Below are 22,041 nucleotides of genomic sequence, written 5' to 3' on the forward strand. Positions count from 1 at the left end.
CTTCGGACGATTCTAAACATCTGTCTAAAGTCTGCGGTACTTCTACTGAATTTCCTAGTCAACGTCCGGCACTTCTACGTAATCTTTACCCAAGTCTGCACAGTCTTTACTCAAAATACATGCAGAAAAATTAGAAGGGTTCACTCTGTTAACGGTTAAAAATGTCTAGCGTGTCTTGTTCAAAATGCCTTGTCAGGAAACAGTTTAGGGATTCCACTCCATTCAGTTTGTAGTCCACAGACGATTTAAAGATAAGCACCTTGTTCTTCGTGTTTTTGACTTGAAGCGAGACAGCCATAAGCCGATTCAGCTTTCCTAGATACTGGAGAAAAGCGCTGGGATGGTAGCGTACTAGCAGCAACATTGTGCGTATAGCAGGTACAAATCGCTTGGCTCTGGCTTCATTTCCAACTTTGCCTGCAAGGACAGATCCCCAAAATTTTGACCAGTTTTTTTTGCCAATTTCGGAGTCTTCCTGGTAGTGGGGGTGAGCTTGAATGTAGTCTTGCTGAGAATCGATGATGCCTAAAACTGCCTTGAGCATCCGGGTGGCCTGGCTTGAAGCATTTTCTGCATGTTGGCGATAGTCAGCAATTAATTGGTTATGACAATAAATGGGGAAGGCTCTGGCAACTCTCAAATAGAGATCATAATCTTGAGCCAGTCTGAGGGCGGGGTTAAACTGCCCGATCGCTTCAAAAACGCTACGCTGAAACAACACAACTCCACAGGGGCAAATCCCCAAATTGGCTTGCAGCAGTGCTTGATAATTGGCAGTCTCAACAGGCTCTTGTGGGTCGGCTATTAGTGCGCCATCAGCCGCAACGGGTCTCGATAGCCCAAATACAAAGCCAGCGTCCGTATGAGTTTGCAGGTAGGCGACGTTGGTGGCGATCGCGTCAGGCAGCAGGCGATCGTCACTATCCAGAAACAGTACGAGCGATCCGCGACTTTTCTCAAGCCCATGATTGCGGGCAACGCTGACCCCTTGATTGGGTTGGTAGTGATAAGCAACTGAGGGATAGCGGGCACAAATTTCGCGAGTGTTGTCGGTGGAGCCGTCGTCAATGACCATCACTTCAATGGGACGATAAGTTTGGGCAAGGACGCTCTCGATCGCTTCACTAATAAATGACGCATTGTTGTAGCTGGGAATGACGATCGAAACCAGAGTTGACTTTTTCGCATCCATGTTTGTCGCCTCCTTTTCAGGTGAGTATAGGGGCGATCCTGGAGCTTTTGTGTGTCAAAGGCTTGTCGTCCACACTTCGCTGATATGGCAGCTTCTTATGAAAAATCAGGCGCAAAGGAAGCGTTAGTTTATTCGTTGAGAAAGCCTAAAATGCTCTGGTTGTATGGCTTCTACGATCGATAAGTATGTGCTGATCAAACAGGGTTAGTGATTAATAACACACACAAGCGTCAAGTTTAAGCAGCGATCGATTGCTCTCGACTAAACAATTTTGGGAGATGGAATTGGGATGATAAATTGACCGCCCTGTTGCTGATAATCGGCTTGCTGGCGCATGATTTCTTCGGCAAAGTTCCAGGCTAAAATCAGGACATAATCGGGTTGGTCTGCTAACAGTTTGGCAGTCGGAAAGATCGGTAGGTGATTTCCACCCATGTATCGTCCGTGCTTAAACGGATTCAAATCCACAACGTAATCAATTAGCTGCTGGTCAATGCCAAAATAACTGAGTAGCGTGGTTGCTTTGGCGGCGGCTCCATAGGCTACAATTCGTTTATTTTGTTGCTTCAGATTCCGCAGAATGGCGAGAAGATCTTGACGGATGGTTTGAATACGATCGGCAAAGTTCAAATAATAATCCAGGCAATCGACGTGACGATTCTTTTCTTCCTCCAATAATATTTTTACCGATTCGCGCACCGCTTCTACAGGCTCGACAAAGACGCGCAGCGATCCGCCGTGGACAGAAACTCGCTCCACATGATTGAGATATAAATGGTGGCGACGAAACAAGCGATCGAGCGCTGTCACTGAGAAATAACAAAAATGCTGATGGTAAATGGTGTCAAATTCGCCGTGATCGACCAGATCAACAACATAGTGAGCTTCCATTACGGCAATTCCTGTCTCTTTGAGAATCGTGCGAATCCCTTCGACAAAGCCGTTGAGATCGGGAACGTGGGCCAACACATTATTCGCTAAAAAGACATCTGCGACTTTGTTTTGCGATCGTAGGTCTCGCGCCAATTCTTGATTAAAAAACGTGTTGAGCGTGGGAATTCCTACCTTTTGAGCAGCCGTTGCTGGGCCGTCAGCGGGATCGATGCCCAAAACGGGAATGCCTTGTTCTACAAAATTTTTGAGCATGTAACCGTCATTGCTGGCGGCTTCGATCACCAAACTGTTAGCGTTGAGGTGCCGGGATGAGATCAGCGATCGGGCACTCTGCCCAAAATGCTCCATCAGCGACGGCGAAACCGAGGAAAAGTAAGGATAGTCTCGACAAAACAGAATTTCTGGCGGCACCGTTTCTGTAATCTGCGTTAGCGAGCAGACCGGACAAAAGGCAAAATCGAGCCGTGCGGTGAGTTCGGGTTGTTGGGGATGGGTAAGTAGCGCGTCAGCAAGCGGCGTTTGCCCAAAGTCAATGATGATATCGAGATCAGGGTTGCCACAGGAACGGCAAGTAGGATGACTCATGGGTGAATTCTACAACTCCGTCTCAGTTAGCGTCGTCTTCTGCCAGCGCAAATTGGAATCGAGCATTCCATCATTGATCAAGTACTTGATGTGAGCAATCCGCTTGTACTTTTCGCCCTCAAACTCATCCAGCGTTAGCCCCACCTTTTGGTAGGTGTTGTAAAGTTCCACGGCTCCCTTTTGGGCCGTCCACTGGGGCTGATATTCAGGCAGCGTTTGAGCGATTTTGTCGCAGTCCACACAGTAGCAGCGCAGATCAGGGCCCGCATCCTCGGCGTATTCTACTTCGCATCCCGGAACGGTTTCTCTCACAATCTCAGCAATGTCTCGAATCCGGTAATTTTCGCTTGTCCGTCCCACGTTAAACGCCTGATTATGAACCAGTTCACGAGGCGCGTGCAGTACCGCGAGAAAGGCGCGAGAAATGTCTTCAATGTGAACGATCGGTCTCCAGGGTGTGCCGTCACTTTTGATCAACACCTTGCCCGTCGTAAAGGCCCATGCGACTAAATTGTTTAACACCAGATCAAAGCGCAATCGAGGCGAAACTCCATAGGCCGTCGCACTTCGCATAAAGGTGGGAGAGAAGCGATCGTCTGCCAGCTTCGTCACTGCCTGCTCGGTCATCGCTTTTGAAGAACCGTAGGGCGTGACAGGATTAAAGTCAGAAGTTTCATTCACAGGCGTATCCCCCGCCGCTCCGTAATTGCTGCAAGACGACGAGAAAATGAATCGCTCTACCCCGGCTGATTTTGCCAGCTTTGCTAAATGCACTGAGGCTGCGTAGTTGATTGCGTAAGTCAGGTCAGGATTCAAATCGCCCAGCGGATCATTCGACAATCCCGCTAAGTGAATGACTGCCTCAAATCCCGCCAGATCAGCCGCGTCAGCGTCACGAATGTCTTTTTGTAGACAGGGAATTTCGGGAATACGGCCACCAAACGTACAGCGCTGATAGAGGTCGCTATCAAATCCGACGACTTCATGCCCGGCTGCGATTAGCAGGGGTGTCATGATTGTGCCGATGTAGCCTTTGTGCCCCGTTAACAAAACTCGCATTCTGATCTCCCCAAACTTTCCAAGGTGCTTTGCCGCTTTCCCAGAGGCTTTCGAGAATTTTCTTCTCGCGAATGGTGTCCATACATTGCCAAAAAGACGTATGTTTGTAAGCCATCAACTGCCCATCTCTAGCCAACCGCTCTAAGGGTTCTTTTTCCCAATGGGTTGTATCGCCATCAATGTAGTCGAAAATTCCCGGCTCCAACACAAAAAACGCGCCGTTGATCCAGCCTTCTCCAATCTGAGGCTTCTCAGAAAACTCGACAATTTGCTCTCCATCCAGTTGCAGATGGCCAAACCGCGCCGGAGGACGCACTGCCGTCAGAGTCGCCAATTTTCCGTGTGATCGATGAAACGCCAACAGTGCACCCAGATCCACATCAGACACGCCATCGCCCCAGGTCAGCATAAAGGTCTGATTGCCCACATAGGGAGCCAGTCGCTTGATTCGTCCGCCTGTTTGGGTCGAGAGTCCGGTGTCGATCAGGTCGATCGTCCAGTCTGGCTTTACGCCGCCGTGCATTTCAATCTGTCCAGTTTGCAAATTTACCGTCAGATTGCTGTTAAGCGAACAATAGTCCACCATGTACTTTTTGATGACTTCGCCTTTGTAGCCGAGGGCGATCGCAAAGTCCTTGAAGCCATAGGTAGAGTAGTGCATCATAATGTGCCAGAGAATCGGACGGCCCCCAATCTCGATCATTGGCTTCGGTCTGGTTTCAGTTTCTTCGGCAAGACGAGAACCCAATCCGCCTGCCAGAATTGCGACTTTCATGAAAACTCCCACAAATGGTATGCCAAACTGTTGACGATGCACGCTGTCATAGCAAACTTAATGAAACCCGTGCGACACCACTGCTGGATTTTGGGATTTAGCCATTGACTTGAGACGGTTTCGGTGGGCTGGGTGGACTGCTTCCGGGCTTCCCGACCTGCAACAATTGACTCGTCGCGGACAAAACATCTCTCACCATGTGTTTCCAGTAGCAGTTTAGCCACTCGCGCATGTGACCCAGACAGGCCATTTTTTCGGCGCTGCTGACGGGGGCTTGTAAAATCGATCGACAGTATTCAATAAACAATGTCCAGCGCGGCAGCATAAATTTACCCGACTTAGAGGGGTCAAACCAAACCGTGTAGCCAAAGTAATCCTGATCGCTATTCTCTTTGGCAAACAGTTTGCAGGACTGCTCTGCGTGTTGTCTGGAGAGGAATAAATATTCTGGAAGCTCATAATATCGCCCCAACAGCGCCAATCGCGCCAGCAGCACCCCATCTGCGTGACCATACGACCCGTGTAAGGGAATTGACCTGAGCGCACTGATTCGCATTACCCCAAAAATCGGAAAACATTCTTGATGAGTGCAGACAATATCGTGAAACCGCTCGTGAGGCTTTTCAGAATTGAGTCGCAGCTTGCCATCGTAATCATAGTGACGCGCATCAGGGTCACCCTTCGCATCTACAAACTGAGTCCACGGATAGCAGTTGATGATGTCGGGATGGCGATCGAGCACTTCAACGCACTTCTCTAGATAGGTTGGCGCACACATATCATCATGGGCTGCCCACTTAAAATACTTGCCTCTTGCCAGCGCGACCAGCCCGTTATAGTTGCGAGCGGCTCCAATATTGGTCTCATTGCGGTGGTAGCGAATTCGCGCATCTTTTGTCAGGTATTCTCGACAAATCTCTTGGGTGCGATCGCTCGAAGCGTTGTCCGAAATAATCAGTTCAAAGTCGCTAAACGTCTGAGCTAGAAACGAGTCGATCGCTGCCTCCAAGTAATTTTCACCGTTATACACAGGAATGCCAATGCTTACACGAACTGTCTGCGTCATCTGGGTATTTTCTCCACATCGCTGAGGGGGGCAGCTTTCAACAACTTGACACCAAATTGATCATCTTATGGAGAAATTGTACAGAGCCAATTGAGAAAAGTGGGCGTTCTTGCCAACATCCTCTGACCAACTTGAAAGCGATCGCCCAAAAAATTCTCTTTTCTTTTCTTTTCCTAAGGTCTCTGTGACTTCCAGGCTGATGACTTAGAAGGCTACGCGATCGCTTTCATCACTCCCCTATCGCAATCAGAAATGCAAATCGACCTGTTTGACGACACCGGACGGGTTGGACTAATTTGCCTGAGAAGGCTGATGACGGCTCATGCCCTGCTTGAGAGAGTGAAGCGAGTAATTGACCGCGCCCAAAACGTCTCTCACCATATGTGTCCAATAGCAGTTGACCCAAACTTTGAGTTGACGAAAACAGGTAATTTTTTCAGAAAAGCTAATGGGCGCTTGCAAAATCGATCGGCAATATTCGATAAACAAAATCCAGTGCGGCAGGGTAAATTTTCCGGTCTTGGAGGGGTCATACCAGGCAGCATACTCAAAGTAGTCGTAGTCGCTGTCTTCCTTGGCAAAAACCTTACAGGACTGCTCTGCATGTTGCCTGGAGAGAAAGAGATATTCTGGAATCTCGTAATATCGACCTAACAGCGCCATTCGAGCCAGCAACACCCCATCTGCGTGACCATAGGAACCATAGAGAGGCACTTGTCTCAAAGCACTCAACCGCATCAGCCCAAAGATCGGAAAGCATTCTTGATGAGTGCAGGCAATATCGTGAAACCGCTCGTGAGGCTTTTCAGAATTGAGTCTCAGCTTGCCGTCAAACGCATACACTTCAGGACAGAGCAGCCCTCGATCGTCGATATATCGCGTCCATGAATAACTGAGAATCACACCGGGGTCGCGATCGAGAATTTCGACACAGCGCTCTAGATAGGTCGGCTCATGAATATCGTCGTGGGCAGCCCATTTGAAATATTCTCCCTGAGCGTAGTCAATTAGGCAGTTGAAGTTGGGGGCGGCTCCCAGGTTGACCTCGTTGCGGTAATAGCGAATTCGGGCATCTTTTGCCACGTAGGATCGACAGATTTCTTCAGTGCGATCGCTCGAAGCATTGTCTGAAATAATAATTTCAAAATCCTTGAAAGTCTGGGCGAGCAGCGAGTCTATTGCCGCTTCCAGATAGTTATCCCCGTTGTAAACAGGAACGCCAATACTGACACGGGTACGATTATTTGTTTGATCCATCATCTGAGATCCTTCTGATGCAGCATGATTGCTAAAACTTATGCTTAAAATTTATGCAACTTGAGTACAAGCGCGATCGCAAATTGAGAAACGGGACGATCGCGAAACTGAATGACCTGTGCTTTCCACGATTATCAAAAAGCGCGTGAGAAAAGCCAGTGCTTCTACGGGGTCTTTACCGAAAAAATACATTATGTTTGGAGAAAGCCTCTTTTCTACTCCAAGAAAACACGATTGCCTCTGTGGTAGTTGATATACTGAGCAAACCAATCAGACCCCCTGAGCAGCGCACCCCTCTATGAAGATCAAGTGAAGTCATTTTTGAAGCAATTGCGCCTGTTGAAACGTTTTTAGAAGGCCATCAAATCGATTAAAGTCTTGAAAACTCAGGTTTTCGCCAACCAAAATGTGGCTTACAAATCATGCTGACTTCCTTGAAGATCTTCCGTAATTACCCTGCTCAGTCTTGTCAAATTGAGAGGCCTTTCATAGAAAATGAACCATGAAAAGTGGCAACTTTCCCCAGTACACCGCTGCTAAATTGAGACTCACAACAGGACTATTTTTTACAAGCAATGAGGTGCTGACCAGATGATGAGTTATCTGTCCAAGTTTTTCTATCTTCTGGGAGAACGAAGAAACCAATTATTTCTGCTCGTGTCTCTATTTATATTTACTTCTTTATTAGAGACCCTGGGGATTGGACTGGTTGGCCCTTTCATTTCGATCGCCACCAATTTGAAGTTTATTGAACAAAATGAGCGACTGAGTTGGCTCTATCAACGCTTTGGATTTACACCAGGTCAAGAATTTAATTTTTTGATTGCGGTCGGCTTGGTGGTGGTTGGAATCTTCTACTTAAAGTCATTCTTGAGTTTTTACATTCAAAGATACATTTTTGAGTTTGGATTCAAGCAGCGAGGAGAGCTTTGTACTCGGTTACTTCATGCCTACTCAGCAGCCCCTTACACCTATCACCTCACTCGAAATTCATCGACCTTGATGCAAAACATGCTCAACGAAACTGAGTTGTTTAGCTACAAAGTTGTGATGCCGATGTTGTTTGCAATTTCTAATAGTGTGGTCACGCTGGCGATCATCTTTCTATTAGTTAGCACCAATTCAATGGCGATGTTTATTATTATTGGCATCGTGTTGTTGGCATCTGGGTTGTTTTATCAGTTTAGACACAAGCTCGTTTTTTGGGGGAAGGAACGATCGGAGTCCTACGAAGAGATGATGCGAATTATCAATCACAGTTTAGGTGGACTCAAAGAAGTTCGGGTGATTGGTTGTGAAGGTTATTTTGAAGAACAAGCCAGCGTTCAGATGGATCGATTTGCCGTTTCGAGTGCGGCGCACATGTCGTTTACTAATTTGCCTCGCTATGCGATCGAAGCCTTTCTCATCACTTTCTTAGTCGGCTTTACCGCCATCTTTTTAGTCTTTAATCCGGCAAATAGTCAAAGTTTAAGCTCGGTTTTGGGCATCTTTGCGATGGCTTCTATTCGCCTGCTGCCAGCGGTTGGCAATGTGGTTAACTCGCTCAATGATGTGCGATATGCCAGCTACTCAATGGACAAGCTCTACTTTGATCTACAGTCTCTAGAAAAGCAGTCACCAAAGTTACCAGAAAGATCTAAAGAACAGGCGATGCCATTTTCTGAACAGCTTGTTTTAGATCAGATCACCTATCGCTATCCCAACGTTGAAGAAGAGGCGCTGGATCGAATTTCTCTAACCTTAAAAAAAGGAGAATCAATTGGGCTGATTGGGCGATCGGGTGCCGGGAAAACAACGCTAGTCGATGTCATTTTAGGACTGCTAACGCCAGAAAGTGGAGATATCAAAGTAGACGGCGTTTCTGTTTACAACAATCTTAGAGCCTGGCAAAATCTGATTGGCTATGTGCCACAATCTATCTTTTTGATCGACGACACGTTAGAGCGAAACATTGCCTTTGGAGTTCCCGACCATCTCATCAATCAAGAGAAGCTAATTCAAGCTATTCAAGTCGCTCAATTAACTGAGTTGGTAGAGCAACTACCTGAAGGAATCGGCACCGTTATTGGAGAACGAGGCGTTCGGTTATCAGGGGGGCAACGGCAACGAATTGGAATTGCTAGAGCGCTCTATCACGATCGCCAACTGCTCATTTTAGACGAAGCCACGGCCGCATTAGATAATGAGACCGAAAGTTTAGTCAGTGAAGCCGTTAAATCATTAGGAGGCAGCAAAACAATTATTCTCATTGCTCACCGATTGACAACTTTGGAACATTGCGATCGCATCTATCAAGTTGAAAAAGGACGCATTACCAAGTCAGGAAGCTATCAAGAGGTCGTGCTGAGTAAACAGGCTTCGGCTCAATCCTAATGCTGGTTCAAAACTTGCTTAAAACTTGACAATTGCCCATGAATTCACCTGAGATTTCTGTCATTATCCCCACCCTCGATCGGGCGACTCTGTTACTAGAAGCGCTAACTTCTTTACAGCAGCAAACGTTTGAAAACTGGGAGGCATTAGTCGTTGATGACGGTTCTCAAGATGACACCGAATTACAGGTTCTTCAACTGAACCAAATTGATCCCAGAATTCGCTATGTCAAACGGTCTGAGACACCTTCGGGCGCACCTGCCTGTCGCAACCTGGGAACGAGATTATCAAAAGGCAAGTATTTGATTTATCTAGACTCAGACGATTGTCTGTCCCAAGATGCTTTAGAAAAGAGATTTTCTTGTATGGAGATGTCACCCAAACTTGATTTTGGAGTGTTTCCCTGCATCATTTTTCGGGAGCATCCTAACGACTTACAGCTACTTTTGAATGTGGATAAAGAAGTCGAAGATGTCGATCGTTTTCTCTCTTTTGATTTGCCCTGGCAAACCATGTGTCCAATTTGGAGAAAAGACGCTCTAAATCGATTGGGGGATTGGCATGAAGCACTCTCAAGCTGGCAGGATGTCGAATATCATATTCGTGCGCTTGCGTTGGGTTTCAACTATCAAAAATTCCCTTATCCAGATTGTTTTTGGCGAGTCTGTCACGCTGGATCAGTCAGCGACAAAGCACGAGGCACGGCGCATCTCAACTCTCACAAAAAATTGCTGATTGAATTGCAGAAAAATCTCGATCGAGCAGGACTATTAACCAAACAGCGCAGACACCGAATTGGTGGGCTTTACTTCGGGTTTATTGACCCCCTTGCGAGTGAAGGATTCAAAAAAGAAGCGCTGGAAATCTGGTCGTTGGGGTTTGAGCAGGGCATTTTTAATGCTCAGGTTCATCAACAGGGCGTTTTGTATATTCTCGCCTCGACGGTTTGGGTGCCCCATCGCCTGGTTCGTAGAAGCCTTCGTCGCTTGATGCGAAAATACTTTCAGCTTACCTGGGGGACTCCCTTCATTCCAGAACCCTCAAAAACGATTCGCAGCATTCCTGTAACAACCGCCTATCCCTCTGCTCCAAGTTCTGAAGCCGCCACCACTGATTAAAAATCAATCAAAATATTCACTGAGAACTTTAAATAAGAATTATGAAGGTGCTACTGCTCAACGAGTCTGATATCAACGGAGGGGCAGCACGGGGCGCATATCGGCTTCATCAAGGATTGCAGACGATCGGCGTAGATTCCTCAATGCTGGTGCGCGATCGCTTTAGCAGTGATCAGACGGTGACCGCTCACAAAACGATTTTGACTAAGCTTGGGCCGCCCCTAAATGGCATTCCCCTCAAGCTCTATCCCAAAACTCAGACACTTTTTTCAGCCCAGTGGTTGCCTGACGATCTGCGGTCTGCGGTACGCCAAATCAATCCCGATGTGGTCAATATCAATTGGGTCTGCAACGGCTTTCTACAAATCGAAACGATCGCCCAATTTAACAAACCGCTCGTCTGGACGCTGCACGACATGTGGCCGATGACGGGAGGCTGTAACTACAACGAAGGGTGCGATCGTTACCAGTCCAATTGCGGAAGTTGCCCTCAGTTGGCAAGTCATCGAGAATTTGATCTGTCTCGCTGGATTTGGCAGCGCAAGTCCCGTGCCTGGAAACAGTTGAACTTAAGTCTGGTCGCTCCCAGTCAATGGATTGCCGACTGTGCGGCTAAAAGTTCTCTGTTTAAAGAGCGGCAAATCGAGGTGATCAACGGCGGATTAGATACCGAAAAATATCGTCCGATTCCTCAGTCGATCGCGCGTGAAGTTCTGAATTTGCCACAGGACAAAAAACTCATCTTGTTTGGCGCACCCGGAGCCATGACCGACAAGCGCAAAGGATTTCATCTCTTGTTGCCCGCTTTACAAAACTTGAGTCAGTCGGGTTGGGCAGCGCAGAGCGAAGTGGTCTTGTTTGGCACATCTCAGTCTGATTCCGCCCGCTTAGACTTCAAAACGCACTACCTGGGCAAGCTGGCAGACGATGTGACGTTGGCGCTGGCTTACTCTGCTGCCGATGTGATGGTCGTGCCTTCGCTGCAAGAGTCTTTTGGGCAAACGGCTTCTGAATCGTTAGCCTGTGGCACACCTGTTGTGGCTTTTGACGCGACCGGGCTGAGAGATATTGTGGATCACGAGCAAAATGGCTATCTGGCAAAACCGTTTGAGATTGAGGATCTGTCGCGGGGGATCGCCTGGGTGCTAGAAGCGGACGATCGCCGCCAACTCCTCTCTCAATCTGCACGAGAAAAAGCCCTCCGAGCCTTTTGCGTCAAGCTGCAAGCCGATCGCTACCAACGGTTGTTTCAAACCCTCTTAGCGTCAAAGATTTAATAGGTTGTTAACCCAGTCACAGTTCTACCCTAAACAAAAAGCGATAGGGTAAGTCAAACCTGATTACGCGATCACACTTACACTCTCTTTACTTTTGTCACAAATATTACAGTCAGCCGGGTTCAGAATTCGTGAATTTACCGGAAAGTGTCAGGTTCATTCCTTAAAGAAGCAGTGAAACCGCCGACAATCCCTAGCAAAATCACAAAGCTGGCTGATTTAATAGCGTTACTTGGTGTAGACATTTGGCGAATCCCTGAACAATTCTGGGCGCAGATTCTCAGCGATCGCGTCTCGGCTCAATCAGGCAGATCGTTCTTCCCAGGGTGAAATCTATTCCGTAATGAATCCAGGAGTGATCTTAGATGCGAGTTTTAGTGACGGGTTCGAGTGGTTTGATTGGGTCTGAAGCAGTGGAATATTACGATCGAGAGGGGCATCACGTCGTCGGAGTCGATAACAATATGAGGGCTGAGTTTTTTGGCGCTCAAGGCGACACTACCTGGAATTTAAGCCGTCTCCAGCAAAAAACCAGCCAGTTTGAACACTACACGATCGACATCCGCGATCGAGAAAGTCTGTTTGAGCTATTTCGCACTCACAAGTTTGACTTGATCATTCACTGTGCAGCCCAACCCTCCCACGACAAAGCCTGCCAGATTCCCATTCTCGACTTTGAAGTCAACGCCCTCGGCACCATCAATCTTCTAGAATCGACTCGCCAGTTTTGTCCCGAAGCGGTCTTCATCCACATGAGCACCAACAAGGTCTACGGCGACGCTCCTAACGAAGTGCCAATGGTAGAACTCGAAAAGCGCTACGACTATGCCAACCAGTCAGACTATCACGGCATCCCAGAAACCTGTCGCATTGATCGCTGTCTCCATTCCCTATTTGGCGCTTCTAAAGCATCAGCCGACATTGTGGCTCAAGAGTATGGACGCTACTTTGGCATAAATGTGGGCATCTTTCGTGGGGGTTGTCTAACCGGGCCGTCTCATTCGGGCGTTGAGCTACATGGGTTTCTCTCTTACCTGGTGAAAGTCGCAATTAACGGCGGCACCTATAAAGTATTTGGCTACAAAGGGAAGCAGGTGCGAGACAACATTCACAGCTACGACGTGATCCAGGCGTTTGAAGCGTTTCGCAACAGTCCCCGTCCGGGTGAAGTGTATAACCTGGGAGGCGGCCGAGAAAACAGCATTTCGATTCTCGAAGCCTTTGACGTGGTTGAAGAGCTGACCGATCGCAAAATGAAGTGGGTCTACATGGACGAAAACCGCATCGGCGATCACATCTGCTACATGTCCGACTTGCGAAAGCTTAAAGCCCATTTTCCCAACTGGCATCTGACGCGCAGCGTTACCGACATTCTGCAAGAAATCGTCACGGTGGAGCAATCCCGCTATGTTAATGCCTGAAGTCGGAGATCGCAGCCCAGAAGAACGGGAGGCTTTAGGGTCGCTCAACACTCAACCCCCAACTCTGAATACTCAGTCAAACCGCACCCCTGATTCGCGGCTGATGATGTTTGAGCTTTCGGTTGGCGGGCACTATCCGGGATACATTCAGCATCTCGTGCGCTATTGGCGAGAACGATCGCTGATCGGGCATCTAGATGTCGTGGTTTCGCCAGAATTTTTGGAGCGGCACTCAGAGGTCGTAGCGGAAGCGGGAGACCATTCTAGAATTCAATTTAGGGCGATCGCTCCCTCAGAGGCGGCGGTTCTTAGTCCTCGCTCGTCGGCCCGATCTCGGTTCGTTCGCGCCTTTCAAGAATGGAAGCTGCTGCGGCACTATGCAACAACGCTGAAATCGGATCACTGTCTGATCCCCTACTTTGACACTCGACAGTTTCCTCTAGCGCTGGGGGCGACGCTGCCCTGCTCGTTTTCTGGAATCTATTTTCGTCCCACGTTTCACTACCCCAGTTTCGAGAATCATTCGTCTCGCCACGATTGGGCACAACAGTTGCGCGACAAGGTTTTGATGAACCGCGTGTTGGCAAATCCTCAACTGCAAACCCTGTTTTGTCTCGATCCCTTTGTCCTAGAACACTGGGAGCAGTTTCACACCAACGTGCAGCCTGTCTATTTGCCTGATCCTGTGCAAATCTATGATCAACCGCTTGAAGTTACAGATAGCCTGAAAGTAAGCTTAGGCATCGAGCCACACAGAAAAGTCTTTTTGTTGTTTGGTGCATTGGATGGGCGCAAAGGCATCCATCAGCTATTAGAGGCGATCGCGCGACTCCCTCCTGAAGATTGTCAGCAACTCTGTCTCCTGCTAGTCGGCCCGATCGACCCCGCAGAAAAACCTCAACTCGACGGTCAGATTGAGTCGCTTCGGCGATCGCTGCCCGTTCAGATTGTGGGGTCTCATCAGTTTGTGATCGATCGCGACATTCAGCCTTACTTTCAACTAGCCGATGCGGTACTGGCACCTTATCAGCGCCATGTAGGAATGAGCGCCATTTTAGTCAGAGCAGCCGCGGCTCAAAAGCCTGTTTTAGCGTCCAACTATGGATTAATGGGCGAGATTACTCGTCGCCACCAGTTAGGAGTTGCCGTCGATTCTACTGACCCTCACGCCATTGCAAACGGGATAACGTCTCTATTGCGAAACCCCATAGACCAGATGGGCGATCGCCAAAAAATGCAGACATTCGCCGCCCAAAACTCAGCCCAACGATTCGCCAACGTTATTTTTGAAACGATATGGACAGGTCAGCCTCAAACGCTCTAGCAAAGTCGCCCACTAACTCGCCTCTACCCCATCCTGAAACCCCGATCGAGTCAGACATTGCCAATCTCAAGGTGGCGTGGGTGTTTCCTTCGCTGGCTCTGGGTAGCTACTGGCATCCGGTTTTTACTCAGTTTACTAAGCGAATTAAGCAGACCAAGATTTTTACAGGAGTCTGGACTGGGTTTGCCCCAGGGTTTGAGAACGCTTTTACGGTTGAGATTGTTGGAGAGACAAAGTTCATTCCGACCGAAGCCGACACTGGGCAATATGTGCGAAATATCACCGTTGCCTCGCCTCGCATTGTTCCCCAGTTGCTGCGGTTCAGACCCGATGTGATTTTTGCGAGTGGCTTCTCAATGTGGACGCTTTTGATCCTGTTGTTAAAGCCGATCGCGGGCTGGCGCGTCATCATTGCTTATGAGGGCTGTTCTCCGGCCTTTGACTTTTTAGACGATCCGATTCGGCTGTTTTTTCGGCGGCGCATGATTCAGTTTACGGATGCCTACATTACTAACAGCGACGCAGGGCAGACTTATCTGATTGATGTTCTCAAGACCCCGCCAGAGCGCGTTTTTGCTCGACCCTATGAAGTGCCCGACGCACAAGCCCTCCTAGGTCGCGTCAAAGAGCGAGAACCTGACAGCTTTAAAGATGCCTCACGCCCAGTTTTTCTGTTTGTTGGGCAACTGATTCGTCGTAAGGGCTTACATTTGTTGCTCGAAGCCTGTGCCGTTTTGCGAGCCTGGGGCTATCAAGATTACACGCTGGTCGTGGTAGGGGATGGCTGCGATCGCGATGAGCTAGAAATCCTCAGCCGCAATCGAGAACTTGACAACGTTCGCTGGGAAGGGTGGGTCGCTTATGACGAGCTTGGCTCCTATTTCTGCAACGCCGATGTGTTTATTTTGCCAACGCTAGAAGACACCTGGGGCATGGTCGTTTTGGAATCAATGGTGTTTGGGAAACCTATCCTCTGCTCAAACTGTGCGGGAGCCGCCGAGATGGTAGCAGACGGTGAAAACGGCTATGTGATCGATCCCAATGACCCCGAAGCACTGGCAGAACGGATGAGTCGGTTTATCAAAGATCCCAATCTTGCGCCAACGATGGGAGCGCGATCGCAGCAAATCATCGAAAGCTATGAGCCTGAAGGAGTTGCCCAGTTTCTAACTCAGGTCGTGGAATTTGCTCACAAGGGTCGGTGAGGGAGAGCTGCGCGAGGAGGGAGGAGGGAGGAGGGAGGAGGGAGGAAACCGCAGGCGTTGGTGTCTGGAACTGCTTCCTGAGACTGTTTTCTTGGATGGAAGGGATCGCAAAATGGGTCAGATTGAATGAATCTTTACTTGTATCTCAAGCACTTTCCGGCTCAGGAAAATCCTGCTCATGAGGGCACTTCTAAGGCAGTTCACGGTTTGGCATCAGGTTTGGCATCTTGTGGGGTGAGTGTGACGATTCTCTGTGAAGGGACAACACCGGGGTGTTTTCAGACAGAAGCAGGCTACCGAATTCGCTGTTTTGCAAGTCCCAACACTCATCCGTCTCTGAGCCTTTCCGCTGCCCTCAAGCGATATATTCAACATCACATCTATGCTGAAGATCTGGTAATTCTCAACGGCATTTTTCACCTCAGCGTCTATGCAATGTCTCGCTGCTTGATGCGATCGCGCATTCCCTATGTGGTTGCTCCTCACGATCCCTATCATCCAGCCATCTTTGGCACCAAGTCTTTTCTCAAGTGGACATATTGGTATTTGATAGAGCGGCGGCTTTTGAGACAGGCCAAGGCCGTGCAGGTTTTGGATTGCCGACATGGAGAATGGCTGAGACACCTAGGCATTGCCACCACGATCGTGGAAGTCTCCAACGGTTTTTCACCCCAGGATGTTCACCCCGAAGCGACGCTGAACTGGACAAGTAATCGCCCGCCTCGACTGTTCTTTTTGGGTCGATTAGATGCCTACAACAAAGGATTAGATATTTTACTGAATGCCTTTGCTGAGATTGTCCAGGTTGCAAACGCGACGCTCGAAATTCAGGGGCCGGACTGGGGCGATCGCGCCTCCCTGCAAACCCAGTCCATTCGACTCGGCATTCACGATCGCGTCACCTTCTTAGAAGCAGACTATCAAAACTCACCCTCTATGCTGATGGGCGATCGCGATATCTTTTGTTTGACTTCTCGATTTGAGGGGTTCAGTTTGTCCGCATTGGAGGCGATGTTAGCGGGTCGCGTTTTGTTGGTGTCAGAAGTTGCGGGAATTGCGCCCCATGTCCAATCGAGTGGGTGTGGAGTCGTGGTTGCACCAGAAACTGAGGCAATCAAAGCCGGACTTTTGCAGTTATTTCAGCGTCGCGGTGAGTGGCAGAATCTCGGTTTGCGAGGACGACGCTATGCGCTAGAGTACCTGCAATGGAACCAGATCGCCGCCCGTGCTCTAGAGCAATATCAGTCTCTTTGTGGCTTTTCGGCCTCTCAAACTTCTACAAAATCGTCTCCGTCTCATCTGCCTGCCAGAGTTGATTTTTAGTCATTTAACTTTCACGTTTATGAAAATTTTGCTATCTGCTTATGCCTGTGAACCAAACCGCGGTTCTGAACCAGGAATCGGTTGGAACATGGCGCAGGCTATCCCCAAGCATCACCAGGTTTGCATTTTGACCTCCAATACCCATCGGGCAGCTATCGAAGCAGAATTGGCCAAAAATCCGATTCCCAATCTTAAGGTGGCTTACCTTGATCCGCTGGGCTGGGTTTATGACTGGAGTCAAGAAGGTAAACGTCCTTTAGTGGGGGTGCATTTACACTACTATTTGTGGCAGATCTGGGCATATTTTGTGGGGCGATCGCTGCATCAAGCCATCCAGTTTGATCTCGTCCACCATGTTACTTATGGAAAATATCAGAGTCCCAGTTTTTTGTCGCTGCTGCCGATTCCCTTTGTGTTGGGGCCGGTGGGTGGTGCAGAGTTAGCGCCTCAGCCTTTTTGGAAAGACTTTAGCCTCAAGAATAAAATCTATGAAATTGTGCGGGCGGCCGCCCAACGGATAGGAGAGTTTGACCCGTTTGTGAAGATGACGATTCGGAGAAGTGCGATCGTCTGGGCCACCACCGATGACACCGCAAAACGACTGTACAAGCTGGGGGCCCGGTCTGTCGAAGTGATGAGCGCGCTCAGCCTCCCTGATTTAGAAATCAATCAATTAAAACAGCAGTCTGCGGTCAAAGATGCGCCGATCCGCTTTATCAGCATGGGTCGATTGCTGCATTGGAAAGGGTTTCACCTGGGTTTACAGGCTTTTGCGGAGGCCAATCTCCCTGACGCTGAGTATTGGATTTTGGGTATCGGGCCAGAGCAGCAGCGGTTAGAAAATTTAGCAGAATCTTTGAACATTGCCCACCAGGTTAAGTTTTGGGAGCGCCTGTCAAGAGAAGAATCCCTGCAAAAGTTAGGGCAATCTCATGTGTTGGTGCATCCCAGTCTGCACGACTCAGGCGGATGGGTGTGCATTGAGGCGATGGCGACGGGCCGCCCAATCCTCTGTCTCAATTTAGGCGGGCCCGGTGAGATGGTGACAAATGAAGTAGGAATCAAGGTAGCGGCTCAATCTCCTGAACAAGCGATTCAAGATTTAGCGCAGGCGATGAAAAAACTGGCTCATAATTCAGAGTTGCGCGATCGCATGGGTCAAGCCGGACAGCAGCGGATTCGAGAAGCCTACAGCTTGGAGAGCAAGGAGCAGCGATTCACCCAAATCTACCAGGAACTCACGCAAGCTTCTAAAGACTCACCTAAGTCAGCGTGAATTCAATGAGAATTTTTCGCTTCGTTGCTGATGGCTTCTGCTCTCCAAGCTGCCAATTTTGACGTGAATTCGATGAAATCTTCTCGCTTTGTTGTCCAGCGCTTCTGCCCCCCAACCCCCCAAAATTGGGGGACTTTCAGACAAGATCTTGGGTTCAAAGTCCCTCACTCGTGGGGAATTTAGGGGGCTGCCTGGATTCACAACCGCAGCGAAAAATTTGCTCGAATCCACGTTAAGACAGGCATTTTAGTTCACAATTTGCCGTGTTGAATACGCACTCATTTAAGACTCATTTAAGGCTGCTCGGCGACTGTCCACTCCTCGGTCTCAGATTTGTCAGGCAGCGATCGCAGTTCTTGAAGATATTGATTTCTCATTCTGTAGTGCGCTGCTTGCAGACCGATCGCCGTTCCGGTCAATAGCCCCAGAGGAGACATCGCAAACACATAAACAATCACGTTGTCTGTAACCATCGAAAGCCCAATGCTGACCAGCGCCAGGAAAGCCGCAAGTTGAACATGGGCATTGTCACGATCGTAGCGATCGGCCCACAGCCAGGATTTGAACGTGATGGCAATGAGCCAAGCGTAGCCGAGTCCCCAAAAGCTGAGTCCCAGATAGCCAAAATCATGCTGTAGCCGCAAATAGTCATTGTGAGGTTGTCCCCCTTCAATCACCAGTGAGGTCGCGCCCGGCCCTAACCCAATGATTTTCCCAAACAGCGGCGCTCTGGCGATCGAGTTTTGCACCGCCTGCCATAAATATTCTCGCCCCGACGTGTTGAGGCTTATGCCCCCAATTTGACCGCTGTCTCCCACTTCTGTAAAGCGTGCCCGAATCGGTTCAACAAAATTGAAGGCTAGATAAGCAACCAGAGCAATAAAGCCTGCCCACAAAAAGAATCTGATCCAGGTTTTATAGTTGTGCGGCGAGATTCGTGAGAACGGAAAGATCACAAGCGCGATTACAGTAGCGGTGCGTGACAAACTCATGCCAATCAAGGCAATCAAAATAATCGCCCACAGCAAATCTTTGGAGTATCGGTAACGGGCGCTGGCCAAAAACCAGGAGACGGCAATCAAAGCAAACAGCGCAAACGATCGCGCCCCAATAAACAGATTGCTCCCCGGCCCTGCGACCAGACTCGCGGCATAAATCAGCCCAGCACACTGACAGGCTCGATGGAATCCCGTGTGCAAATACCAGAGCTGATCTTTTGCTCGATAAGTCTCGATCGCCCCCAGCAGCAGCAACCCAACAAAGCCACAATACACCAGTAAACTTTGAGCCTGATCGCGTAATGAAAGATTGAGGTCGGCGGGGTCAAATACAAGTGAGGCGACCCCTAAGCTGAGAAATCCCATCAGTAGAGCACCTGGCCCTATAACTTGCTTAGGGATCTTGGCTCGTAGAACCACAAACGCGAGGCTGAACACCCCCAGTAAAATTGTCCAACCAGCTTGAATGCTAAACGAACCTCCTCGAAGGCGAGTGCCTGCATCGACGATGCCGCAAATCAGGGCGCTGGCTGTGAGGAGAATAAGTGAGAAGTTCATGGGCGTTTTGGGTAAGTAGGATGCTGGTACTTTGGGGGAGGGATTAGGGATTAGGGATTAGGGATGAAAGAATTGCTTCTATTGGTTGGGGGGATTAAGATTTCTCACTGCATTGTTGACTGCATTGTTGACGGACGACTAGAAAGACGATCGTGACGCAAGGGCGTTGTATTGAGCCTGGTTTAGGAGAGCGGTTGTCTCTTGAAATTGCCAGAAATTATTGAGGCCTGCACTCAGCAATAGACAAAGAATCAAACCCAGGGCGACTTTACGAGTTTGACCGATCGTACTCAGGGCGGCAACGGGCAGCAACAGAGCCAAAAAGTTAGGCGCATAGAGAAAGGTTTCCTCACCAAAGAGAATAAAGAGTCCCAACTGCGTCACAACAGATGCTCCTAGGACGAGCTTGAATCGTGGGTTACGATCGACCTTAAAGAAATTCCAAACGCCCAAACCTAGAATGGCTGTCCACAACCCGACAGCGACTCCGCCCAAAACACTGCCTGATCCCGGTCGCGATCGCTGGATGCTCAACAGTTCGGGAGAATTAGCGTGAGGGAGCTTTGTGGTTTCTGGCATAACCTCTGGCATAACCATTGTGTGAGCGATCGCAGCACCCAAAACTTGCCCAATGCGCTCAGGAGAAGGGACGGTCAGAAATTTAAGCCGAGTTTTTTGGACGGGTGATTCTGAAGAGGCGGTACTTGTCAGCGTCAATGAAGCTTGAGCCGCAGGTGGCATGGTTGCCGATCCGACTGGCAAAATTAGACCTTTAATCACATAGAGCACCAGCACCAGACCCACCGTTGCTGATAGAATGCCTAGCGCAGGTTTCCAGGTTTTGTAGATCAGCGTAGCGATAAGACTTGTGAGCCAGTTAGTGATGGTAAATCCTAACGCAACGACATTCGCAACAACGTACCAGATGGGCGAAACGGGACGAGATTCACTGACCAACGCCACCCAAAACGTTAGCAAAAATCCCAACGCAGCAAACTGACAGGTTTCTAAAATCGTTCCCCAAAATAGAGAAGTCGCACTGACGATCGCCACACAGGTCAACAAACTGGCATCCAGCAAACGGCAACCCATATTTCGCACAACCAGAAACAGAACGCCACTCCAAACCCCTGCTACCAGGCTTACCAACAGCCGAATCGACTCAATCACGTCAACCCCTAGAATGAGTCGAAACACCGCAGCCACCGGAAAGACAACCAGCGAAAACAAGGGGTGCAGCTTGGTGTAGTGAGCTTGGTGAACTGGGTAGGCAGCCCGTTGAAATTGCAGCGGCAGATCAGCTTGAAACCAAACATCAAAGAAGTTGTAAAGATTAGCGGGAATTTGATGAGCCAGCCAATAAGTAATCAGTCCGCTCACACTTCCAACCAGCATCACCGCCAGCAGATCTTGGCGAGGTTTTGAGATGTCTTTGAGCATGGTAGAAATCATTTGCTTGACTCTAGTAGTTGACCCTGGATCGAGAAGTTGAGGTGCGATCGTCGTCATCAAACCTGTTTACGAGAGTATTCCTGCTCCGAAAAGTTCCATAGTTCTTGAGGTCGAGTGTAGGGTTTTTGAATCAGCCAGCCCGCAATTTTTTCCCACCAGCGAGGCGGATGGGGGAGAGACGCAACTTGAATCGATCGACATCCCACAATCCACGCCCCAATTAAATCGGTATGCAAACTGTCGCCGATCACCACAACCTGACTGGAGGGTAGCCCCATCGATCGCAGGGCGCATCGAAAGCTGCGCGGAAAGGGTTTGCGAGCAGGACTAAGGGTGGGCATTTTGAGGCGATCTGACCAATAATCAACGCGGTGCTGACGTTTACCGTTGGAGAGAATGAAGAAGCTGAATCCCAATGATTGGGCTGTAGCAATCCAGGTTTCGGCGTGGGGGGCGAGGTAGCGATCGTCTTCTGACACCACTGTATTATCCAAGTCGAGAATGATTCCTTTGATGCGATGGTACTGCAAAAGGTCTGGCTCGATTTCGGCAAGGGTGTGAACGTACCGGGGAAGCGGAAATTTGGAGCGACGAGCCGCTACTTTTCTCAGTTTGATTTGCCAATTATTCATCAGCTTCTTTAGGTTGACGAATCACCATAAGTTCTTTCCCGATTCAATAGAGAGCTTAATTATTCAACTACTTTTTAATTGCCACATGGCTGAATTCGCTAAAGCTCAGTAGATCAACGCACTCCACGAACTTTTCTCAGCAAAAGCGCTGACTCTAAAAGGGAAGCGGCCGCAATTCTACTGACCTATCTTTTACAGGAGATGGTACGGGATGACAGTTCTAAAACCCAAAGTTGAGGGGAGCTTTTACAAA

At 49.0% G+C, this 22,041-nt stretch carries 18 protein-coding genes; 9 read left to right on the forward strand and 9 right to left on the reverse strand.

What is annotated here, in order from left to right; translation table 11 throughout:
- Positions 1-148 precede the first annotated feature (148 nt).
- A complete protein-coding gene (locus ACKFKF_RS00380) occupies positions 149-1,192 on the reverse strand; it encodes a glycosyltransferase (protein WP_446859374.1) in 1,044 nt (347 codons plus the stop codon).
- Positions 1,193-1,243: 51 nt separating this feature from the next.
- Here ACKFKF_RS00380 and ACKFKF_RS00385 point away from each other — a divergent pair, with 51 nt between their 5' ends.
- Positions 1,244-1,375 (forward strand): hypothetical protein, encoded by a 132-nt coding sequence (locus ACKFKF_RS00385; RefSeq protein ID WP_446865871.1) that lies wholly within the window; start codon positions 1,244-1,246, stop codon positions 1,373-1,375.
- A gap of 78 nt (positions 1,376-1,453) precedes the next feature.
- Here ACKFKF_RS00385 and ACKFKF_RS00390 read toward each other — a convergent pair whose 3' ends face one another.
- The 5 genes from ACKFKF_RS00390 to ACKFKF_RS00410 form a co-directional block, all read right to left on the reverse strand.
- Entirely contained in the window at positions 1,454-2,671 is a 1,218-nt protein-coding gene (locus ACKFKF_RS00390) for a methyltransferase domain-containing protein (protein ID WP_446865872.1), read from the reverse strand.
- Between the two features lie 9 nt (positions 2,672-2,680).
- A complete protein-coding gene (locus tag ACKFKF_RS00395; protein WP_446865873.1) occupies positions 2,681-3,730 on the reverse strand; it encodes an NAD-dependent epimerase/dehydratase family protein in 1,050 nt (349 codons plus the stop codon).
- Positions 3,654-4,505: a glucose-1-phosphate cytidylyltransferase gene (rfbF, locus tag ACKFKF_RS00400; protein WP_446859377.1), complete on the reverse strand. Its 852-nt coding sequence runs from the start codon at positions 4,503-4,505 to the stop codon at positions 3,654-3,656. Before rfbF ends, ACKFKF_RS00395 begins: the two co-directional genes overlap by 77 nt.
- A 97-nt stretch (positions 4,506-4,602) precedes the next feature.
- The gene (locus tag ACKFKF_RS00405; protein ID WP_446865874.1) at positions 4,603-5,571 is read right to left on the reverse strand and encodes a glycosyltransferase family 2 protein; all 969 of its coding nucleotides are present in this window, start codon (positions 5,569-5,571) and stop codon (positions 4,603-4,605) included.
- Positions 5,572-5,862: 291 nt separating this feature from the next.
- Positions 5,863-6,828: a glycosyltransferase family 2 protein gene (locus ACKFKF_RS00410; protein WP_446865875.1), complete on the reverse strand. Its 966-nt coding sequence runs from the start codon at positions 6,826-6,828 to the stop codon at positions 5,863-5,865.
- Positions 6,829-7,419: 591 nt separating this feature from the next.
- Here ACKFKF_RS00410 and ACKFKF_RS00415 point away from each other — a divergent pair.
- The 8 genes from ACKFKF_RS00415 (at position 7,420) to ACKFKF_RS00450 (ending at position 18,148) form a co-directional block, all read left to right on the forward strand.
- On the forward strand, positions 7,420-9,204 hold the full coding sequence (locus ACKFKF_RS00415; protein ID WP_446865876.1) for an ABC transporter ATP-binding protein: 1,785 nt from the start codon (positions 7,420-7,422) through the stop codon (positions 9,202-9,204).
- A 38-nt stretch (positions 9,205-9,242) separates the two neighbouring features.
- The gene (locus ACKFKF_RS00420) at positions 9,243-10,322 is read left to right on the forward strand and encodes a glycosyltransferase family 2 protein (RefSeq protein ID WP_446865877.1); all 1,080 of its coding nucleotides are present in this window, start codon (positions 9,243-9,245) and stop codon (positions 10,320-10,322) included.
- Between the two features lie 41 nt (positions 10,323-10,363).
- A complete protein-coding gene (locus ACKFKF_RS00425) occupies positions 10,364-11,599 on the forward strand; it encodes a glycosyltransferase family 4 protein (protein ID WP_446865878.1) in 1,236 nt (411 codons plus the stop codon).
- Between the two features lie 365 nt (positions 11,600-11,964).
- The gene (locus tag ACKFKF_RS00430) at positions 11,965-13,020 is read left to right on the forward strand and encodes an NAD-dependent epimerase/dehydratase family protein (protein WP_446865879.1); all 1,056 of its coding nucleotides are present in this window, start codon (positions 11,965-11,967) and stop codon (positions 13,018-13,020) included.
- Entirely contained in the window at positions 13,007-14,344 is a 1,338-nt protein-coding gene (locus tag ACKFKF_RS00435) for a glycosyltransferase family 4 protein (protein ID WP_446865880.1), read from the forward strand. Before ACKFKF_RS00430 ends, ACKFKF_RS00435 begins: the two co-directional genes overlap by 14 nt.
- Positions 14,317-15,549: a glycosyltransferase family 4 protein gene (locus ACKFKF_RS00440; RefSeq protein WP_446865881.1), complete on the forward strand. Its 1,233-nt coding sequence runs from the start codon at positions 14,317-14,319 to the stop codon at positions 15,547-15,549. The genes ACKFKF_RS00435 and ACKFKF_RS00440 overlap by 28 nt, the downstream gene beginning before the upstream one ends.
- A gap of 126 nt (positions 15,550-15,675) precedes the next feature.
- Positions 15,676-16,872, forward strand: coding sequence for a glycosyltransferase (locus ACKFKF_RS00445; protein ID WP_446865882.1), 1,197 nt, complete (start codon positions 15,676-15,678; stop codon positions 16,870-16,872).
- Between the two features lie 19 nt (positions 16,873-16,891).
- Positions 16,892-18,148, forward strand: coding sequence for a glycosyltransferase family 4 protein (locus ACKFKF_RS00450; RefSeq protein WP_446865883.1), 1,257 nt, complete (start codon positions 16,892-16,894; stop codon positions 18,146-18,148).
- A gap of 293 nt (positions 18,149-18,441) precedes the next feature.
- Here the strand turns inward: ACKFKF_RS00450 and ACKFKF_RS00455 are convergent, their stop codons facing one another.
- The 3 genes from ACKFKF_RS00455 to ACKFKF_RS00465 all read right to left on the reverse strand — a co-directional run bounded on the left by ACKFKF_RS00455 (position 18,442) and on the right by ACKFKF_RS00465 (position 21,788).
- A complete protein-coding gene (locus ACKFKF_RS00455) occupies positions 18,442-19,704 on the reverse strand; it encodes an O-antigen ligase family protein (RefSeq protein ID WP_446865884.1) in 1,263 nt (420 codons plus the stop codon).
- 138 nt (positions 19,705-19,842) lie between these two features.
- Positions 19,843-21,213, reverse strand: coding sequence for a hypothetical protein (locus ACKFKF_RS00460; RefSeq protein ID WP_446865885.1), 1,371 nt, complete (start codon positions 21,211-21,213; stop codon positions 19,843-19,845).
- Complete coding sequence (locus tag ACKFKF_RS00465; RefSeq protein WP_446865886.1) at positions 21,213-21,788, reverse strand: YqeG family HAD IIIA-type phosphatase; 576 nt, start codon at positions 21,786-21,788, stop codon at positions 21,213-21,215. Before ACKFKF_RS00465 ends, ACKFKF_RS00460 begins: the two co-directional genes overlap by 1 nt.
- Between the last annotated feature and the right edge of the window lie 253 nt (positions 21,789-22,041).

Source organism: Phormidesmis sp. 146-12 (assembly GCF_052939495.1).

What these genes read in the sequence shown, in the direction of transcription:
- ACKFKF_RS00380 (WP_446859374.1), bottom strand. Translation starts at nt 1,192, where the DNA reads ATGGATGCGAAAAAGTCAACTCTGGTTTCGATCGTCATTCCCAGCTAC.
- ACKFKF_RS00390 (WP_446865872.1), bottom strand. Translation starts at nt 2,671, where the DNA reads ATGAGTCATCCTACTTGCCGTTCCTGTGGCAACCCTGATCTCGATATC.
- ACKFKF_RS00395 (WP_446865873.1), bottom strand. Translation starts at nt 3,730, where the DNA reads ATGCGAGTTTTGTTAACGGGGCACAAAGGCTACATCGGCACAATCATG.
- rfbF (WP_446859377.1), bottom strand. Translation starts at nt 4,505, where the DNA reads ATGAAAGTCGCAATTCTGGCAGGCGGATTGGGTTCTCGTCTTGCCGAA.
- ACKFKF_RS00405 (WP_446865874.1), bottom strand. Translation starts at nt 5,571, where the DNA reads ATGACGCAGACAGTTCGTGTAAGCATTGGCATTCCTGTGTATAACGGT.
- ACKFKF_RS00410 (WP_446865875.1), bottom strand. Translation starts at nt 6,828, where the DNA reads ATGGATCAAACAAATAATCGTACCCGTGTCAGTATTGGCGTTCCTGTT.
- ACKFKF_RS00415 (WP_446865876.1), top strand. Translation starts at nt 7,420, where the DNA reads ATGATGAGTTATCTGTCCAAGTTTTTCTATCTTCTGGGAGAACGAAGA.
- ACKFKF_RS00420 (WP_446865877.1), top strand. Translation starts at nt 9,243, where the DNA reads ATGAATTCACCTGAGATTTCTGTCATTATCCCCACCCTCGATCGGGCG.
- ACKFKF_RS00425 (WP_446865878.1), top strand. Translation starts at nt 10,364, where the DNA reads ATGAAGGTGCTACTGCTCAACGAGTCTGATATCAACGGAGGGGCAGCA.
- ACKFKF_RS00430 (WP_446865879.1), top strand. Translation starts at nt 11,965, where the DNA reads ATGCGAGTTTTAGTGACGGGTTCGAGTGGTTTGATTGGGTCTGAAGCA.
- ACKFKF_RS00435 (WP_446865880.1), top strand. Translation starts at nt 13,007, where the DNA reads ATGTTAATGCCTGAAGTCGGAGATCGCAGCCCAGAAGAACGGGAGGCT.
- ACKFKF_RS00440 (WP_446865881.1), top strand. Translation starts at nt 14,317, where the DNA reads ATGGACAGGTCAGCCTCAAACGCTCTAGCAAAGTCGCCCACTAACTCG.
- ACKFKF_RS00445 (WP_446865882.1), top strand. Translation starts at nt 15,676, where the DNA reads ATGAATCTTTACTTGTATCTCAAGCACTTTCCGGCTCAGGAAAATCCT.
- ACKFKF_RS00450 (WP_446865883.1), top strand. Translation starts at nt 16,892, where the DNA reads ATGAAAATTTTGCTATCTGCTTATGCCTGTGAACCAAACCGCGGTTCT.
- ACKFKF_RS00455 (WP_446865884.1), bottom strand. Translation starts at nt 19,704, where the DNA reads ATGAACTTCTCACTTATTCTCCTCACAGCCAGCGCCCTGATTTGCGGC.
- ACKFKF_RS00460 (WP_446865885.1), bottom strand. Translation starts at nt 21,213, where the DNA reads ATGACGACGATCGCACCTCAACTTCTCGATCCAGGGTCAACTACTAGA.
- ACKFKF_RS00465 (WP_446865886.1), bottom strand. Translation starts at nt 21,788, where the DNA reads ATGAATAATTGGCAAATCAAACTGAGAAAAGTAGCGGCTCGTCGCTCC.